Below are 15,384 nucleotides of genomic sequence, written 5' to 3' on the forward strand. Positions count from 1 at the left end.
AAAAATCGCGGAAGGGATGAAACAACAGCGCCTGACGGCGCTGTGTCTGGCATGCCTGCAATCCGGGAAACCGGACCAGGAAAAAACTTGCAGGCCATAACAGTATCTACGCAGTACCTGCAATATATTGAATCTGCAGGACTTTGTAGGCCGGATAAGGCGTTAACGCCGCATCAGGCATTAACAAAGCGCATTTGTCAGCAATCTGAGTAACGTCGAATCGATTTTCTTAATCCCACATCAATTCACTTCCATTAACTCTCAAACATCCATGCCCAGTGCGCGCTTACCGTGAATGTTCAGATCCTCCAGCGTAAAGCGGCCTTCCCAGTTTGCTTCATAATCTTCCCGCGGGAAGTCGCCAGGTGATGCGCCTTTTTCCAGCGCCATTTTGACTTTGTGTGCATAAGCCCGATTTTTCTCGCACATTGGCGCAGCAGGGATATACATCACGTTGCCCCAACCCTGTTGATTGTCTACTGGCGCGACGGAGTGAATCACATCGCAGTGCCACCAGACGGAATCCCCTGCTGTTATCGCGGGAATGGAAGTCAGCGCTTTAAGCAGTAGTGGATGCCATTTCTCTGAAATGGGCAGAACTTTGCCAGGTGCAACCCCGCACAGTTCATCGTCCGGTACGTCATCCAGCAGCGGGCGCAATAAAACATACGCCATCGCTTCCGGGATAGGCACCACATGTAACAATCCCTGACCCGATAACATATCAGAGAGCGCCGTCCAGCCTTGAAACGTGCGGAACACCGAACATTTTGTAGTGTTATCTACCGTGTACTCTTCGACATCGGTCCGGTGTGCTGCATCCCAGGGATCGTAATCATCGAAATTACCATTAAACACATTGGCAAAAACGCGCTGATAAGCGGGTAATAACCACCGTTCCAGCGCACCAGAATCGGTATGCGCGCCCAGGCCTTTAGATGTAGTACCTGGAGGGCGGCGGCGGATCCTGTCTGGATAAATCACACTGATATCAGGATTAAACCACTGTTTGCCGTTGCTTTCAGACGTCCACAGTCGGTTTAGAAAAGATTGCACAGCAGCCATGTTTTCGCTCTGCCGCGCCTGCATCTGTGCTTGCGACCAGTAAATGGGATAGATTTCGGGACGAGAAGCCTCCAGCGAGCCGAAAAAACTGTCGCCAGGGCCTTTATAAACATCATCAAAATGATTGATATCAAGATAATCGAGCATGGCACGATCCCACGCCATCGCCTGCTCGCGAGGGAAATGGCCTTTTATGACTGCACAGCCGCGACGTTTAATTTCATTGCGAGTGGCATCGCTTACTGTACCTGCGGCAATATCACTATAAGAAACTTCCGGCCAAACCGGCAGCCCTTGCGCTTTTAGGGCATCGATTTCAGCAACACGCGTTTCGATTTTTGCAGAGAGTGTATCGAAAACCTGTTGCACATCACCGAGCTGTCCTCGCAGCGCAGCTTTCATCTCTCGGATAGCCGCTTTCGCATCTGTGGGCAGCGTCTCACAGGAAAAAGTCATATCAACCTCGCTTCTTTCATTCGAAAGTAAAATGATTACGATTGATACATTAAGTTAAAAATAAGTTAACGCAAGATAAAAATCTTGAGTCAGTGCACAAAGCGAGCAAAAAGGAGAGAGGCCGAAGTGGTCACTTCGGCCAGGGGGAAGATCAACTATTGAAAGGAGCGATATTATCCAGCACCGCCTGAATCACATTCAGCGCGCCTTCATGATTATTATCATCGGTAGCGTAACGGGCGATTTGTTTAATGTTTTCCGCAGCATTGCCCATCGCAAAGGAATAACGCGCCATTTTCAGCATCTCCGCATCGTTACCGCTGTCGCCAATCGCTACCACATTTTGCGGTGACAGATCCCAGCGTTTCAGTAACCGCGAAATACCGTTTGCTTTATGTAGACCGGGAATAATCAGGTCGATAAAGCCAAAACCACTGGTGACGGGTTTCATAATGCCATCGAGCGCTATGTGCAGTTTGTCGATCACTAACGGGATTTGTTCATCCGGCAGGTTGAGCGAAAACTTGAACAGTACGTCGTCAATCTCCTGATAATCTTTTACAGGTTTCAGGCGATGGTAGTGTTTTGCCATCAGTGCGACGAATGCTTCGGGGGCGTTTTCGCTGACATATGCACTTTGCAGACCGCAGGCGACAAAATTGAGTTGCTTATCTTTTAGCAACTCGCCAATCACAATCCGCGATTCATGTCGGGTCAGTTCGCCGTGGAACAACTGCTTGCCATGTTCGTAAACCAGTGCGCCGTTTTCCGCGACAAAAGAGATCTCATCCTTTAGCTCAGGAAAGAACGAAATAAGCTGGTAATACTGATTACCGCTAGCGACAACGAACTCAATGCCGCGCTTTTTCAGTTCCTGATATTGCGCCATAAAACGTGGTTGGTTGTACGTTTTGGCGTCGTTAAGAAAAGTACCGTCCATGTCTGTGACGATAACTTTTACGCTCATAGGTGTGCTCCTGGCTCGAAAATGAAACCGTAACAGTGTAATAACAATGTGACGCAGAGCACAAATTATATTTCGAATGAAAGCGAGGCTGAAATTGATGATGTGAATGATTTAGCCCGGCGACGCCGCCGCCGGGCTGAGAAGATTACAGCATATGTTCAGTACGGGCGATGATATCGTCCTGAGCGTCTGGAGAGAGCGCGGTGAAGAAGGCGGAATAGCCCGCGACGCGCACTACCAGATCGCGATACTGATCGGGATGTTTTTTCGCCTCCAGCAGCGTCTCGCGGGAAACGATGTTGTACTGAATATGCCAGCCTTTATGCACTTCAAAGAAGGTGCGCAGCAGGATCATCAGTTTCTGCTTGTCAGATTCGTTCTCCAGCGTTGCTGGATTCAGTTTCTGGTTGAGCAGCACGCCGCCGAGAATCGCGGCCGTAGGCAGTTTACCCACTGAGCCAATGACCGCCGTTGGGCCGAGATGGTCAGTACCGGAGGCCGGACTAGCGCCTTCTGCCAGCGGGGTATGCGCTTTACGTCCGTCCGGCGTTGCCATCGTCTGCGCGCCAAAGGGTACGTTAGCGGAGATAGATGACGTACCCGCGTAATAATTGCCGCCAACCGGACCACGACCATAGCGCGGGTTATGGTACTGTTTTAGTTCGTCGATATAGGTCTGATAAGCGCGAGCCAGCAGCGTATCGACAGTATCATCGTCGTTGCCGTACTTAGGCGCACCGTTAATCAGCCGCTGACGCAGCTGCTCGTGAGTCAGGCCGTCGAAGTCATCCGCCAGTGCGGCAGCCAGCTGTTGCTGACCAATCGCGCCCTGTTCAAATACCAGTTTCTTCACTGCCGCCAGGCTGTTGCCGAGGTTAGCAATGCCGACCTGCAGGCCAGAAACCCAGTCATATTTCGCGCCGCCTTGCTTGATACTTTTCGCTCGCTCAATACAGTCATCCACCAGCGCCGAGCAGAGAATATCGTGTACGTTCTCTTCCAGCATGGTGTCGACGACATATTCGATTTCGATTGATTTACGCGTGTAGTAACGGATTTGCGTATCCCATGCGTCCATTACTTCATCGAAGTTGTTGAAGTTACCCGCTGACAACGCTTTTTCTTGTGGCAGGAACACTTTGCCGCTGGTGGCATCACGACCGCCTTCCAGCGCCGCCAGCATCACGCGGGCGAAGTTGATAAAGCTCATGCCGGTACAGCGATAGCCCCATTTGCCACCGACGGCGGTTTCGATACAACCAATCGCTGCATAGTCGTAAGCGTCCTGCGGTTCAATACCGAGTTTAATAAATTCCGGGATGACGATTTCGTCGTTGTTGAACGCCGGCATCCCGAAGCCGCAGCGGATCACCTGAACACAGGCGTCGAGGAAATCGTTACTCATACCCGCATGGTAACGCACGCTGAGGTTAGGCTGAGTCGAACGCAGGCGACCGCAAGATTCGAGGATCGCATAAGAGAGTGGATTTACCGCGTCCATCGGTTGACCATCAACCAGATTTTGCCCGCCAATGGTGACGTTCTGATACAGCGGACTTCCCGCAGAGGCTTTTGAGTGTGAGCCGGAGCGGATTTTGTTCACTTCCAGCAATTTCAACCAGCAGCTATGCAGCATCTCGATGGCGTGTTCGCGATCCAGTGTCTGGTTCAGTTCAACGTCACGGCGATAGTATGGATAGAGATACTGGTCCATACGACCAAAAGATACTGAGTGACCGTTAGATTCGATCTGCAATATCAACTGGATGAAGTAACACAGTTGCAGCGCCTGCCAGAAAGTCTGCGGCGGTTGGTGGGCGATAAGATCGCAGTTTTCTGCCATCGCCAGCAGTTCATCGCGACGGCTTTCGCGGGTTTCGGTCGTGGCCATTTCACGCGCCAGGGCAGCGAAACGTTCAATGTGTTCACTGACTGCCACCAGCACGATATCAATCGCTTTCAGGAATTGCTCGCCGTGCAGATCTTCCAGTACCGTCAGATTGATGCGCGAGCGACGTTCCGCCACTTTCTCACGCAGACCATCAAGCCCTTTTTCCAGCAGTAGCGGGAAATTCACCGCCAGGTGCGCATCGCCGGAGGTCATATTGCCCTCCGCTTTAATGATGCCGGTCGCCAGCAGACCTTTTTGCTCATCGGTAAACATGCCGTAGCAGCGATCCTGTACCGTCTGACCGCGCCACCACGGGCACACTTCATGCAGAACACGTTTGTTCTCCTCGCTCACCGCAAAACCAGCACCCGGACGATCTGCCAGATCATCAATCTCTTTTTCGATCCACGAGACGGTATATTCCGGGAAGATCGGCGCGGCGCGAACCTCGCTTGCCTGGTTGCCGATGATCAACTCATCGTGCTTGATCCAGATGGTGCGATTCGCCAGGTGATGCGCCAGTGCCAGCGCGCGACGTACCGGGATCGGCTTATCGAGATGTTGTTGATACATCTCGGTATAGTGCTGCGCGCGCTCGGTACAGACTGGTGGTTTCACAATATGCACCAGCGCATTTTTGTGCGCTTTAATGCGGTCGCTGAGCGTGTCCAGTTTCAGTGTGGTCATGGTTGTTATCCTCGTAAGGTCGCGGTTAACCCTTTCTGGCAGGCGTACTGCTGGGCAAAGTCGAGCAGTTCTGGCGCATCAAGCGGTTTTTCCGGGGCGTCATAGGGCAGATTAAGTAAGTGATATTTGTTGATGCCCAGCGTGTGGTAGGGCAGAAAATGAATTTCGCCAACGTGCAGCTCGTCGGCGGCAAAATCGGTAATGGCTTTTACAGAGGTTTCGTCGGCATTAAAGCCCTGAATCAGCGGTACGCGGATAATGATTTTTTTGCCCGCTGAGGCGAGTTTTTTCAGGTTATCCAGCACTCTGGCGGCGTTACCGTCGGTCCACTGTTTAAACGGCGCGTCGGCAACGTGTTTTAAATCGGCAAGAAACAGATCGATATAGGGCAGAGAAGGGGCGATATATTTCCACGGCACATGCAGACAGGTTTCTACCGCAGTATGAATGCCAGCCTCGTGGCTGGCTTGCAGTAGCGCCATCGCCATTTCCGGCTGCATAAACGGTTCACCGCCAGAAAGCGTTAAGCCGCCGCCGCTGCGATCGTAAAACGGTTTATCGCGCAGAACGGTCGCCATGATCTCCTCAACGCTTTTCACTTCACCACACACGGTTAACGCCTGTGTCGGGCAGCAGTCGGTTAGCGCCGTCAGATGCTCCGGGGTTAACTTTTCCCGATGAATAAGCAAACCATTCAACGCGCGCTCAATCACGTCCGGCGCGGCCTTAGCGCACAGCTCACAGCCTTCCAGGCACAGACGTGGGTCATACAGCAGATCCTGCGTGCGGGCGCGGCTTTCCGGGTTCTGACACCAGCGGCAGCCCAGCGAACAGCCTTTAAGAAATACGACCGTGCGGATACCGGGGCCATCATGGGTCGAGTAGCGCTGAATATTGAAAATCATAGTTGCCTCTCTGTTTCGTTCAAACATTAAAATACTTTCGAATGAAAGTTAGATTGATGTGCGTCAACTGTTCAGAGAGTTTTCCCGTGATAGTCTACATTCAGACAAAAAGTACATTTTGAGGATGGTTATGGAACTGTATCTGGATACTTCAGACGTTGTTGCGGTGAAGGCGCTGTCACGTATTTTTCCGCTGGCGGGTGTGACCACTAACCCAAGCATTATCGCCGCGGGTAAAAAACCGCTGGAGGTTGTGCTTCCGCAACTTCACGAGGCGATGGGCGGTCAGGGGCGTCTGTTTGCCCAGGTAATGGCTACCACTGCCGAAGGGATGGTGAATGACGCGCTTAAGCTGCGTTCTATTATTGCGGATATCGTGGTGAAAGTTCCGGTGACCGCCGAGGGGCTGGCAGCGATTAAGATGTTAAAAGCGGAAGGGATTCCGACGCTGGGAACCGCGGTATATGGCGCAGCACAAGGGCTACTGTCGGCGCTGGCAGGTGCGGAATATGTTGCGCCTTACGTTAATCGTATTGATGCTCAGGGCGGTAGCGGTATTCAGACTGTGACCGACTTACACCAGTTATTGAAAATGCATGCGCCGCAGGCGAAAGTGTTAGCCGCGAGTTTCAAAACCCCGCGTCAGGCGCTGGACTGCTTACTGGCAGGATGTGAATCAATTACTCTGCCACTGGATGTGGCACAACAGATGATTAGCTATCCGGCGGTTGATGCCGCTGTGGCGAAGTTTGAGCAGGACTGGCAGGGAGCGTTTGGCAGAACGTCGATTTAACCGGACGTTCTGCATCCTCATAAATTGCTGATGACGTGGCGGAGTGTCGCGTCTTATCTGGCCTGGAGGTGGCAGTTACTACCCGCACACCTCACACCCCGGATTACGCATCAGTTTCATTTCGCGAAACTGACAGGTCATCGCATCGTACATCACGATTTTTCCGCTGGCCGGTTTGCCATAACCTGCCAGCAGTTTGATCGCTTCCATTGCCTGCAACGAACCAATTACGCCGATCAACGGTGCCATCACGCCTGCTTCTACGCAGGTTAACGCGTTCTCGCCAAACAAACGGCTAAGGCAGCGATAGCACGGTTCGCCGTCCTGATAAGTGAAGACCGTGATTTGCCCTTCCATACGAATTGCCGCGCCGGAAACCAGCGGCACCTTCGCGGCAAAACAGCCTGCGTTCAGTTGATTACGTACTGCAACGTTATCCGTACAGTCGAGCACCAGATCGTGTTTTGCAATCATCGCAGCAAGTTCAGCGTCATCAAGCAGCGCATTGACTGGCGTAATCGCGATATGTGGGTTGATCCGCGTCAGGGCGTCACGGGCGGATTCCACCTTCGGTTGCCCGACCGTGGCATCGCTGTGCAGAGTCTGGCGTTGCAGATTCGAGAGCGAAACCGTGTCGAAGTCGAGCAGCGTCAGGTTGCCGACACCGGCGCTTGCCAGATACTGCGAAGCTGCACAGCCGAGTCCACCGAGGCCGACGATCAGCACACGAGAATCTTTTAGCGCCTCCTGACCGTCAAAATCAAAACCGCGCAGAATGATTTGCCGGTTGTAGCGCAGCATCTCCTGATCGCTGAGTTCCGCCATTACAGGCCTCCGAACAACGCGTTAAACGGTTCTACTTCCACCCATTCGCCCACTTCCACATTGCCGCGATCGCGTTCCAGCACGATAAAGCAGTTGCCGAGGCTAAAGGAGCTAAATATATGTGAACCCTGATGTCCGGTGGTCGTCACTTCCAGTTCGCCATCGGCGTTGCGTTGCAGCACGCCGCGCTGGAAATCAAGGCGTCCTGGCGATTTCTTCAGAGGCGATGCCGTGCGCACACGCTGGCGCGCGGGCAGGCCGATGGCGGTATTGCCGCTTAGTTTTGCCAGCAAAGGCTGTACCAGTTGATAGAAGGTCAGCGTCGCTGAAACCGGGTTGCCCGGCAGGCCGCAGAACCAACTATTAGAAAGTTTACCGAACGCGAACGGTTTACCCGGTTTAATCGCCAGTTTCCAGAAGGCGATCTCCCCCAGCTCTTCAAGAATCGTTTTGGTGTAATCCGCTTCACCCACTGAAACACCGCCGGAACTGATCACTACATCCGCCTGGCTGTCGGCTTCAATAAATGCGGCGCGCAGGGCATGGGGATCGTCGCGGATAATCCCTAAGTTGATTACCTCGCATCCCAACTGTTCTAACATCAGGTGTACGGCGAGACGGTTGGTATCGTAGATTTGGCCGTCGCCCAGCGGCTGACCGGGCAACTGGAGTTCATCACCGGTAGAAAAAAGCGCTACACGCACTTTACGAATCACCGGAACTTCGGCAATCCCTAGCGAAGCAATCACTGGCAGTTCAGCGGTAGTCAGGCGAGTCCCCGCCGGGAAAACAACCGCACCTGCAGAGATATCTTCACCGCGACGGCGAATATTTTGCCCGCTACGCACTTCAGCAGTAAAACGCACGCCATTGTCCGTTTGTTCAGTCTGCTCCTGCATCACCACCGCTTCGCAGCCTTCTGGCACCGGCGCACCGGTCATAATACGAATGCAGGTACCCGCAGGCCATTCACCATGGTACGGCTGACCGGCAAAGGATTTACCGGCAACGGGCAGCGGTTGCCCGGAGGCAATATCGGCTAAACGCACCGCGTAGCCGTCCATAGCGGAGTTATCAAACCCCGGGACATCCAGTGGCGAAACGACATCGCTCGCCAGAATACGACCAAAACACTGAACCAGTGGCAGCGTTTCCTGGGCGGTCAGTGGGGTAACGCGAGAAAGCATCTCATTAAGCGCGGTGTCGAGCGACATCAATCCGGTGGTAAATTCCATGAAAACACTCCTGCGGAGGCAAAATCGAATTTGCCTATTATGTCAGAAAAACGCCACAGACTGTATGCCACCTCGGGCGTAGCGCTGGCTCCTGCCTTTACATGCCATATCCATCTTTCTATATTCAAAAATTGAATGAGTAATTCATAAAAATTCTGATATTTATAGCAAAAGTGGCGAGCCACCCTTAATGGACGAATACTATGGGCAAAGCAGTCATTGCAATTCATGGCGGCGCAGGTGCAATTAGCCGCGCGCAGATGAGTCTGCAACAGGAATTACGCTACATCGAGGCGCTGTCTGCCATTGTTGAAACCGGGCAGAAAATGCTGGAAGCGGGCGAAAGTGCGCTGGATGTGGTGACGGAAGCGGTGCGTCTGCTGGAAGAGTGTCCACTGTTTAACGCCGGAATTGGCGCTGTCTTTACGCGTGATGAAACCCATGAACTGGACGCCTGTGTGATGGATGGTAACACCCTGAAAGCCGGTGCGGTGGCGGGCGTTAGTCATCTGCGTAATCCGGTTCTTGCCGCCCGGCTGGTGATGGAGCAAAGCCCGCATGTGATGATGATTGGCGAAGGGGCAGAAAATTTTGCGTTTGCTCATGGCATGGAGCGCGTCTCACCGGAGATTTTCTCCACGCCTTTGCGTTATGAACAACTACTGGCAGCGCGCGAGGAAGGGGCAACAGTCCTCGACCATAGCGGTGCGCCACTGGATGAAAAACAGAAAATGGGCACCGTGGGGGCCGTGGCGTTGGATTTAGACGGCAATCTGGCGGCAGCCACGTCCACGGGCGGAATGACCAATAAATTACCCGGACGAGTTGGCGATAGTCCCTTAGTGGGCGCCGGATGCTACGCCAATAACGCCAGTGTGGCGGTTTCTTGTACCGGCACGGGCGAAGTCTTCATCCGCGCGCTGGCGGCATATGACATCGCCGCGTTAATGGATTACGGCGGATTAAGTCTCGCGGAAGCCTGCGAGCGGGTAGTAATGGAAAAACTCCCTGCGCTTGGCGGTAGCGGTGGCTTAATCGCTATCGACCATGAAGGTAACGTCGCGCTACCGTTTAACACCGAAGGAATGTATCGCGCCTGGGGCTACGCAGGCGATACGCCAACCACCGGTATCTACCGTGAAAAAGGGGACACCGTTGCCACACAGTGATGAACTTAATGCCGGTGGTGTGCTGGCGGTTGAAAATCTGAATATTGCCTTTATGCAGGACCAGCAGAAAATAGCTGCGGTCCGCAATCTCTCTTTTAGCCTGCAACGTGGTGAGACGCTGGCAATTGTTGGCGAATCCGGCTCCGGTAAGTCAGTGACTGCGCTGGCATTGATGCGTCTGTTGGAACAGGCGGGCGGTTTAGTACAGTGCGATAAAATGCTGTTGCGGCGGCGCAGTCGCGAAGTGATTGAACTTAGCGAGCAGAGCGCTGCACAAATGCGCCATGTGCGCGGTGCGGATATGGCGATGATATTTCAGGAACCGATGACATCGCTGAACCCGGTATTTACTGTGGGTGAACAGATTGCTGAATCTATTCGTCTGCATCAAAACGCCAGTCGTGAAGAAGCAATGGTCGAGGCGAAGCGGATGCTGGATCAGGTACGCATTCCGGAGGCACAAACCATTCTTTCACGTTATCCGCATCAACTCTCTGGCGGGATGCGCCAGCGAGTGATGATTGCGATGGCGCTGTCATGCCGCCCGGCGGTGCTGATTGCCGATGAGCCAACCACCGCGCTGGATGTCACTATTCAGGCGCAGATCCTGCAATTAATCAAAGTATTGCAAAAAGAGATGTCGATGGGCGTTATCTTTATCACGCACGATATGGGCGTGGTGGCAGAGATTGCCGATCGGGTTCTGGTGATGTATCAGGGCGAGGCGGTGGAAACGGGTAGCGTCGAACAGATTTTTCATGCACCGCAACATCCTTATACCCGTGCGCTGTTAGCTGCTGTTCCGCAACTTGGTGCGATGAAAGGGTTAGATTATCCCCGACGTTTCCCATTGATATCGCTTGAACATCCAGCGAAACAGGAACCACCCATCGAGCAGAAAACGGTGGTGGATGGCGAACCTGTTTTACGGGTGCGTAATCTGGTCACCCGTTTCCCTTTGCGCAGCGGTTTGTTGAATCGCGTAACGCGGGAAGTGCATGCCGTTGAGAAAGTGAGTTTTGATCTCTGGCCTGGCGAAACGCTATCGCTGGTGGGCGAGTCTGGCAGCGGTAAATCCACTACCGGGCGGGCGTTGCTGCGCCTGGTCGAATCGCAGGGCGGCGAAATTATCTTTAACGGTCAGCGAATCGATACCTTGTCATCCGGTAAACTTCAGGCATTGCGCCGCGATATTCAGTTTATTTTTCAGGACCCTTACGCTTCGCTGGACCCACGTCAGACCATCGGTGATTCGATTATCGAACCGCTGCGCGTACACGGTTTATTGCCAGGTAAAGAAGCGGCTGCACGCGTTGCGTGGTTGCTGGAGCGCGTAGGCCTGTTACCGGAACATGCCTGGCGTTACCCTCATGAGTTTTCCGGCGGTCAGCGCCAGCGCATCTGCATTGCTCGCGCGTTGGCATTGAATCCAAAAGTGATCATTGCCGACGAAGCCGTCTCGGCGCTGGATGTTTCTATTCGCGGGCAGATTATCAACTTGTTGCTCGATCTCCAGCGTGATTTCGGCATTGCGTATCTGTTTATCTCCCACGATATGGCCGTGGTAGAGCGGATTAGTCATCGTGTGGCGGTGATGTATCTCGGACAAATTGTTGAAATTGGTCCACGGCGCGCGGTCTTCGAAAACCCGCAGCATCCTTATACGCGTAAATTACTGGCGGCAGTTCCGGTCGCTGAACCGTCCCGACAACGACCGCAGCGTGTACTGCTGTCGGACGATCTTCCCAGCAATATTCATCTGCGTGGTGAAGAGGTTGTAGCCGTCTCGTTGCAATGCGTCGGGCCGGGGCATTACGTCGCACAACCACAATCAGAATACGCATTCATGCGTAGATAACATTCAGGCGGAGAATAAAATGGCAAGAGCTGTACACCGTAGTGGGTTAGTGGCGCTGGGCATTGCGACAGCGTTGATGGCATCTTGTGCATTCGCTGCCAAAGATGTGGTGGTGGCGGTAGGATCGAACTTCACCACGCTCGATCCATATGACGCGAATGACACGTTATCTCAGGCCGTAGCGAAATCGTTTTACCAGGGGCTGTTCGGTCTCGATAAAGAGATGAAACTGAAAAACGTGCTGGCGGAGAGCTATACCGTTTCCGATGACGGCCTTACTTACACCGTGAAACTGCGGGAAGGAATTAAATTCCAGGATGGAACCGACTTCAACGCAGCGGCGGTAAAAGCGAATCTGGACCGGGCCAGCGATCCGGCGAATCATCTTAAACGCTACAACCTGTATAAGAATATTGCCAAAACGGAAGCGATCGATCCAACAACGGTAAAGATTACCCTCAAACAGCCGTTCTCAGCGTTTATTAATATTCTTGCCCATCCGGCGACCGCGATGATTTCGCCGGCAGCGCTGGAAAAATATGGCAAGGATATTGGTTTTCATCCGGTGGGAACCGGGCCGTATGAACTGGATACCTGGAATCAGACCGATTTTGTGAAAGTGAAAAAATTCGCGGGTTACTGGCAGCCAGGATTGCCCAAACTGGACAGCATAACCTGGCGTCCGGTTGCGGATAACAACACCCGCGCGGCCATGCTACAAACCGGTGAAGCGCAGTTTGCTTTCCCCATTCCTTACGAGCAGGCCGCATTGCTGGAGAAAAACAAAAATATCGAGTTGATGGCCAGTCCGTCAATTATGCAGCGTTATATCAGTATGAACGTGACGCAACAGCCATTCGATAACCCGAAGGTCCGTGAGGCGCTGAATTACGCCATTAACCGCCCGGCGCTGGTGAAAGTGGCCTTCGCGGGCTATGCAACGCCAGCTAGTGGTGTGGTACCGCCGAGTATCGCCTACGCGCAAAGTTATAAACCGTGGCCTTACGATCCAGTGAAAGCGCGCGAATTACTGAAAGAGGCGGGATATCCCAACGGTTTCAGTACCACGCTGTGGTCGTCACATAACCACAGCACCGCGCAGAAAGTGCTGCAATTTACCCAGCAGCAGTTAGCGCAGGTCGGGATTAAAGCCCAGGTGACTGCGATGGATGCCGGACAGCGGGCGGCAGAAGTCGAAGGTAAAGGGCAAAAAGAGAGCGGCGTGCGGATGTTCTACACTGGCTGGTCGGCTTCAACCGGCGAAGCTGACTGGGCACTATCGCCGCTGTTTGCCTCGCAAAACTGGCCACCGACGCTGTTTAATACCGCGTTTTACAGCAATAAACAGGTGGATGACTTCCTGGCTCAGGCACTGAAAACTAATGATCCGGCGGAAAAGACCCGTTTTTATAAGGCGGCGCAGGATATCATCTGGCAAGAGTCGCCGTGGATCCCGCTGGTGGTAGAAAAACTGGTGTCGGCACACAGTAAAAACCTGACCGGTTTTTGGATCATGCCAGACACCGGCTTCAGCTTTGAAGACGCGGATTTGCAATAAGCAACGCAGGGAGTGGAATGCTTAATTACGTTATCAAACGCTTGCTGGGGTTGATTCCGACGCTGTTTATCGTCTCGGTGCTGGTGTTTTTATTTGTCCATATGCTGCCCGGCGATCCGGCGCGATTGATTGCCGGGCCCGAAGCTGATGCGCAGGTTATAGAACTGGTGCGTCAGCAGCTGGGGTTGGATCAGCCGCTGTATCACCAGTTCTGGCACTATATCAGCAATGCTGTGCAGGGGGATTTTGGCCTGTCGATGGTGTCGCGTCGTCCGGTTGGCGATGAGATTGCCAGCCGCTTTATGCCAACGCTGTGGCTGACCATAACCAGTATGGTCTGGGCGGTGATATTTGGTATGGCGGCGGGAATTATCGCCGCCGTCTGGCGTAATCGTTGGCCGGATCGATTGAGTATGACCATTGCGGTGTCGGGGATCTCGTTTCCGGCATTTGCTCTGGGGATGCTTTTAATTCAGGTATTCTCCGTTGAACTGGGCTGGCTGCCTACCGTGGGAGCAGACAGTTGGCAGCACTACATTTTACCCTCCCTGACGCTCGGCGCGGCAGTGGCAGCCGTGATGGCGCGCTTTACCCGCGCGTCGTTTGTCGACGTTTTAAGCGAAGATTATATGCGTACCGCGAGGGCGAAAGGGGTGAGCGAAACCTGGGTTGTCCTCAAGCACGGGCTACGCAACGCGATGATCCCGGTAGTGACCATGATGGGCTTACAGTTTGGCTTTTTGCTCGGTGGTTCCATCGTGGTGGAGAAAGTTTTCAACTGGCCCGGACTTGGACGCTTACTCGTTGACTCCGTAGAAATGCGCGATTACCCGGTGATTCAGGCGGAAATTCTGCTTTTCTCGCTGGAATTTATTCTTATCAACTTAGTGGTGGATGTGCTTTACGCCGCCATTAACCCGGCTATCAGGTACAAGTAAGGATGCGACTATTTAACTGGCGACGTCAGGCGGTGTTAAACGCCATGCCACTGGTCAAACCTGACCAGGTACGTACACCGTGGCATGAATTCTGGCGACGATTTCGCCGTCAGCATATGGCGATGACCGCCGCATTGTTCGTTATTTTATTGATTGTGGTGGCCATTTTTGCACGCTGGATTGCTCCCTATGACGCCGAAAATTATTTTGATTATGACAATCTGAATAACGGACCTTCTTTGCAGCACTGGTTTGGCGTCGATTCACTGGGGCGTGACATTTTCAGCCGTGTCCTGGTTGGTGCGCAAATCTCGCTGGCGGCGGGCGTGTTTGCCGTGTTTATCGGTGCGGCGATCGGGACGTTGCTGGGCTTGCTGGCTGGATATTATGAAGGCTGGTGGGATCGGCTGATCATGCGCATTTGCGATGTGCTGTTTGCCTTCCCGGGTATTTTACTGGCGATCGCTGTTGTTGCGGTGTTGGGAAGCGGCATTGCTAACGTGATTATCGCAGTCGCCATTTTTTCCATCCCCGCGTTTGCCCGACTGGTGCGCGGCAACACGCTGGTGTTGAAACAGCAAACCTTTATTGAGTCAGCACGCAGTATTGGTGCCAGCGATATGACCATTTTATTGCGTCATATCCTGCCTGGGACCGTCTCTTCTATCGTGGTGTTTTTCACCATGCGCATTGGTACCTCGATTATCTCTGCCGCCAGCCTGTCATTTCTCGGCCTCGGTGCGCAGCCGCCGACACCAGAGTGGGGAGCAATGCTCAATGAGGCACGAGCGGATATGGTTATCGCGCCGCATGTCGCTGTTTTTCCGGCCCTGGCTATTTTTCTGACCGTACTGGCGTTCAATTTGTTGGGCGATGGTTTACGCGATGCGCTGGATCCGAAAATTAAAGGATAGTTACGTTTGAATATTGCTTGAAAGGGTAATCACCTCACAGGAAATTATTGCCCTAAGCAAGTGTTGTAACTTTCTGCTGATTTTGTAGAATCGGGTAATTTGGTTAAAAAGCCGCAGCAAGGG

12 protein-coding genes are annotated in these 15,384 nt (G+C 53.1%); 6 read left to right on the forward strand and 6 right to left on the reverse strand.

Annotated features, from left to right (window positions below):
* Nucleotides 1-261 precede the first annotated feature (261 nt).
* From ACJHYW_RS21690 to ACJHYW_RS21705, 4 genes are all read right to left on the reverse strand, one after another.
* Nucleotides 262-1,521, reverse strand: coding sequence for a DUF1479 domain-containing protein (locus ACJHYW_RS21690; RefSeq protein WP_000144241.1), 1,260 nt, complete (start codon nt 1,519-1,521; stop codon nt 262-264).
* Between the two features lie 151 nt (nt 1,522-1,672).
* Nucleotides 1,673-2,488, reverse strand: a complete 816-nt coding sequence (ybiV, locus tag ACJHYW_RS21695) for a sugar-phosphatase YbiV (protein WP_000114247.1) — start codon at nt 2,486-2,488, stop codon at nt 1,673-1,675.
* 145 nt (nt 2,489-2,633) lie between these two features.
* A complete protein-coding gene (locus tag ACJHYW_RS21700; RefSeq protein WP_000209369.1) occupies nt 2,634-5,066 on the reverse strand; it encodes a glycyl radical protein in 2,433 nt (810 codons plus the stop codon).
* A gap of 5 nt (nt 5,067-5,071) precedes the next feature.
* Nucleotides 5,072-5,971, reverse strand: a complete 900-nt coding sequence (locus ACJHYW_RS21705; protein ID WP_001361718.1) for a glycyl-radical enzyme activating protein — start codon at nt 5,969-5,971, stop codon at nt 5,072-5,074.
* A gap of 130 nt (nt 5,972-6,101) precedes the next feature.
* Here ACJHYW_RS21705 and fsa point away from each other — a divergent pair, with 130 nt between their 5' ends.
* Nucleotides 6,102-6,764: a fructose-6-phosphate aldolase gene (fsa, locus tag ACJHYW_RS21710; protein ID WP_001361717.1), complete on the forward strand. Its 663-nt coding sequence runs from the start codon at nt 6,102-6,104 to the stop codon at nt 6,762-6,764.
* A 78-nt stretch (nt 6,765-6,842) separates the two neighbouring features.
* Here the strand turns inward: fsa and moeB are convergent, their stop codons facing one another.
* Both moeB and moeA read right to left on the reverse strand, forming a co-directional pair.
* Nucleotides 6,843-7,589, reverse strand: coding sequence for a molybdopterin-synthase adenylyltransferase MoeB (gene moeB / locus ACJHYW_RS21715; RefSeq protein ID WP_000829220.1), 747 nt, complete (start codon nt 7,587-7,589; stop codon nt 6,843-6,845).
* The gene (gene moeA / locus ACJHYW_RS21720) at nt 7,589-8,824 is read right to left on the reverse strand and encodes a molybdopterin molybdotransferase MoeA (protein ID WP_000397356.1); all 1,236 of its coding nucleotides are present in this window, start codon (nt 8,822-8,824) and stop codon (nt 7,589-7,591) included. Before moeA ends, moeB begins: the two co-directional genes overlap by 1 nt.
* A 203-nt stretch (nt 8,825-9,027) precedes the next feature.
* Here moeA and iaaA point away from each other — a divergent pair, with 203 nt between their 5' ends.
* From iaaA to gsiD, 5 genes are read left to right on the forward strand one after another with little or no spacing between them, the layout of a single operon-like run.
* The gene (gene iaaA, locus ACJHYW_RS21725) at nt 9,028-9,993 is read left to right on the forward strand and encodes a beta-aspartyl-peptidase (RefSeq protein ID WP_000513761.1); all 966 of its coding nucleotides are present in this window, start codon (nt 9,028-9,030) and stop codon (nt 9,991-9,993) included.
* A complete protein-coding gene (gene gsiA / locus ACJHYW_RS21730; RefSeq protein ID WP_001361716.1) occupies nt 9,980-11,851 on the forward strand; it encodes a glutathione ABC transporter ATP-binding protein GsiA in 1,872 nt (623 codons plus the stop codon). Before iaaA ends, gsiA begins: the two co-directional genes overlap by 14 nt.
* Nucleotides 11,852-11,870: 19 nt before the next feature.
* Nucleotides 11,871-13,409: a glutathione ABC transporter substrate-binding protein GsiB gene (gsiB, locus tag ACJHYW_RS21735; protein WP_000090153.1), complete on the forward strand. Its 1,539-nt coding sequence runs from the start codon at nt 11,871-11,873 to the stop codon at nt 13,407-13,409.
* A 17-nt stretch (nt 13,410-13,426) separates the two neighbouring features.
* Complete coding sequence (gene gsiC / locus ACJHYW_RS21740) at nt 13,427-14,347, forward strand: glutathione ABC transporter permease GsiC (protein ID WP_000936052.1); 921 nt, start codon at nt 13,427-13,429, stop codon at nt 14,345-14,347.
* 2 nt (nt 14,348-14,349) lie between these two features.
* The gene (gsiD, locus tag ACJHYW_RS21745; protein WP_001236044.1) at nt 14,350-15,261 is read left to right on the forward strand and encodes a glutathione ABC transporter permease GsiD; all 912 of its coding nucleotides are present in this window, start codon (nt 14,350-14,352) and stop codon (nt 15,259-15,261) included.
* Nucleotides 15,262-15,384: the final 123 nt, after the last annotated feature.

The sequence above is a fragment of the Escherichia sp. WS3063 genome (assembly GCF_046486595.1).
In the GTDB taxonomy this organism is placed as follows: Bacteria; Pseudomonadota; Gammaproteobacteria; order Enterobacterales; family Enterobacteriaceae; genus Escherichia; species Escherichia coli.

Coding starts and splice junctions, on each gene's coding strand:
- ACJHYW_RS21690 (WP_000144241.1), bottom strand. CDS start 1,521: ATGACTTTTTCCTGTGAGACGCTGCCCACAGATGCGAAAGCGGCTATC.
- ybiV (WP_000114247.1), bottom strand. CDS start 2,488: ATGAGCGTAAAAGTTATCGTCACAGACATGGACGGTACTTTTCTTAAC.
- ACJHYW_RS21700 (WP_000209369.1), bottom strand. CDS start 5,066: ATGACCACACTGAAACTGGACACGCTCAGCGACCGCATTAAAGCGCAC.
- ACJHYW_RS21705 (WP_001361718.1), bottom strand. CDS start 5,971: ATGATTTTCAATATTCAGCGCTACTCGACCCATGATGGCCCCGGTATC.
- fsa (WP_001361717.1), top strand. CDS start 6,102: ATGGAACTGTATCTGGATACTTCAGACGTTGTTGCGGTGAAGGCGCTG.
- moeB (WP_000829220.1), bottom strand. CDS start 7,589: ATGGCGGAACTCAGCGATCAGGAGATGCTGCGCTACAACCGGCAAATC.
- moeA (WP_000397356.1), bottom strand. CDS start 8,824: ATGGAATTTACCACCGGATTGATGTCGCTCGACACCGCGCTTAATGAG.
- iaaA (WP_000513761.1), top strand. CDS start 9,028: ATGGGCAAAGCAGTCATTGCAATTCATGGCGGCGCAGGTGCAATTAGC.
- gsiB (WP_000090153.1), top strand. CDS start 11,871: ATGGCAAGAGCTGTACACCGTAGTGGGTTAGTGGCGCTGGGCATTGCG.
- gsiC (WP_000936052.1), top strand. CDS start 13,427: ATGCTTAATTACGTTATCAAACGCTTGCTGGGGTTGATTCCGACGCTG.
- gsiD (WP_001236044.1), top strand. CDS start 14,350: ATGCGACTATTTAACTGGCGACGTCAGGCGGTGTTAAACGCCATGCCA.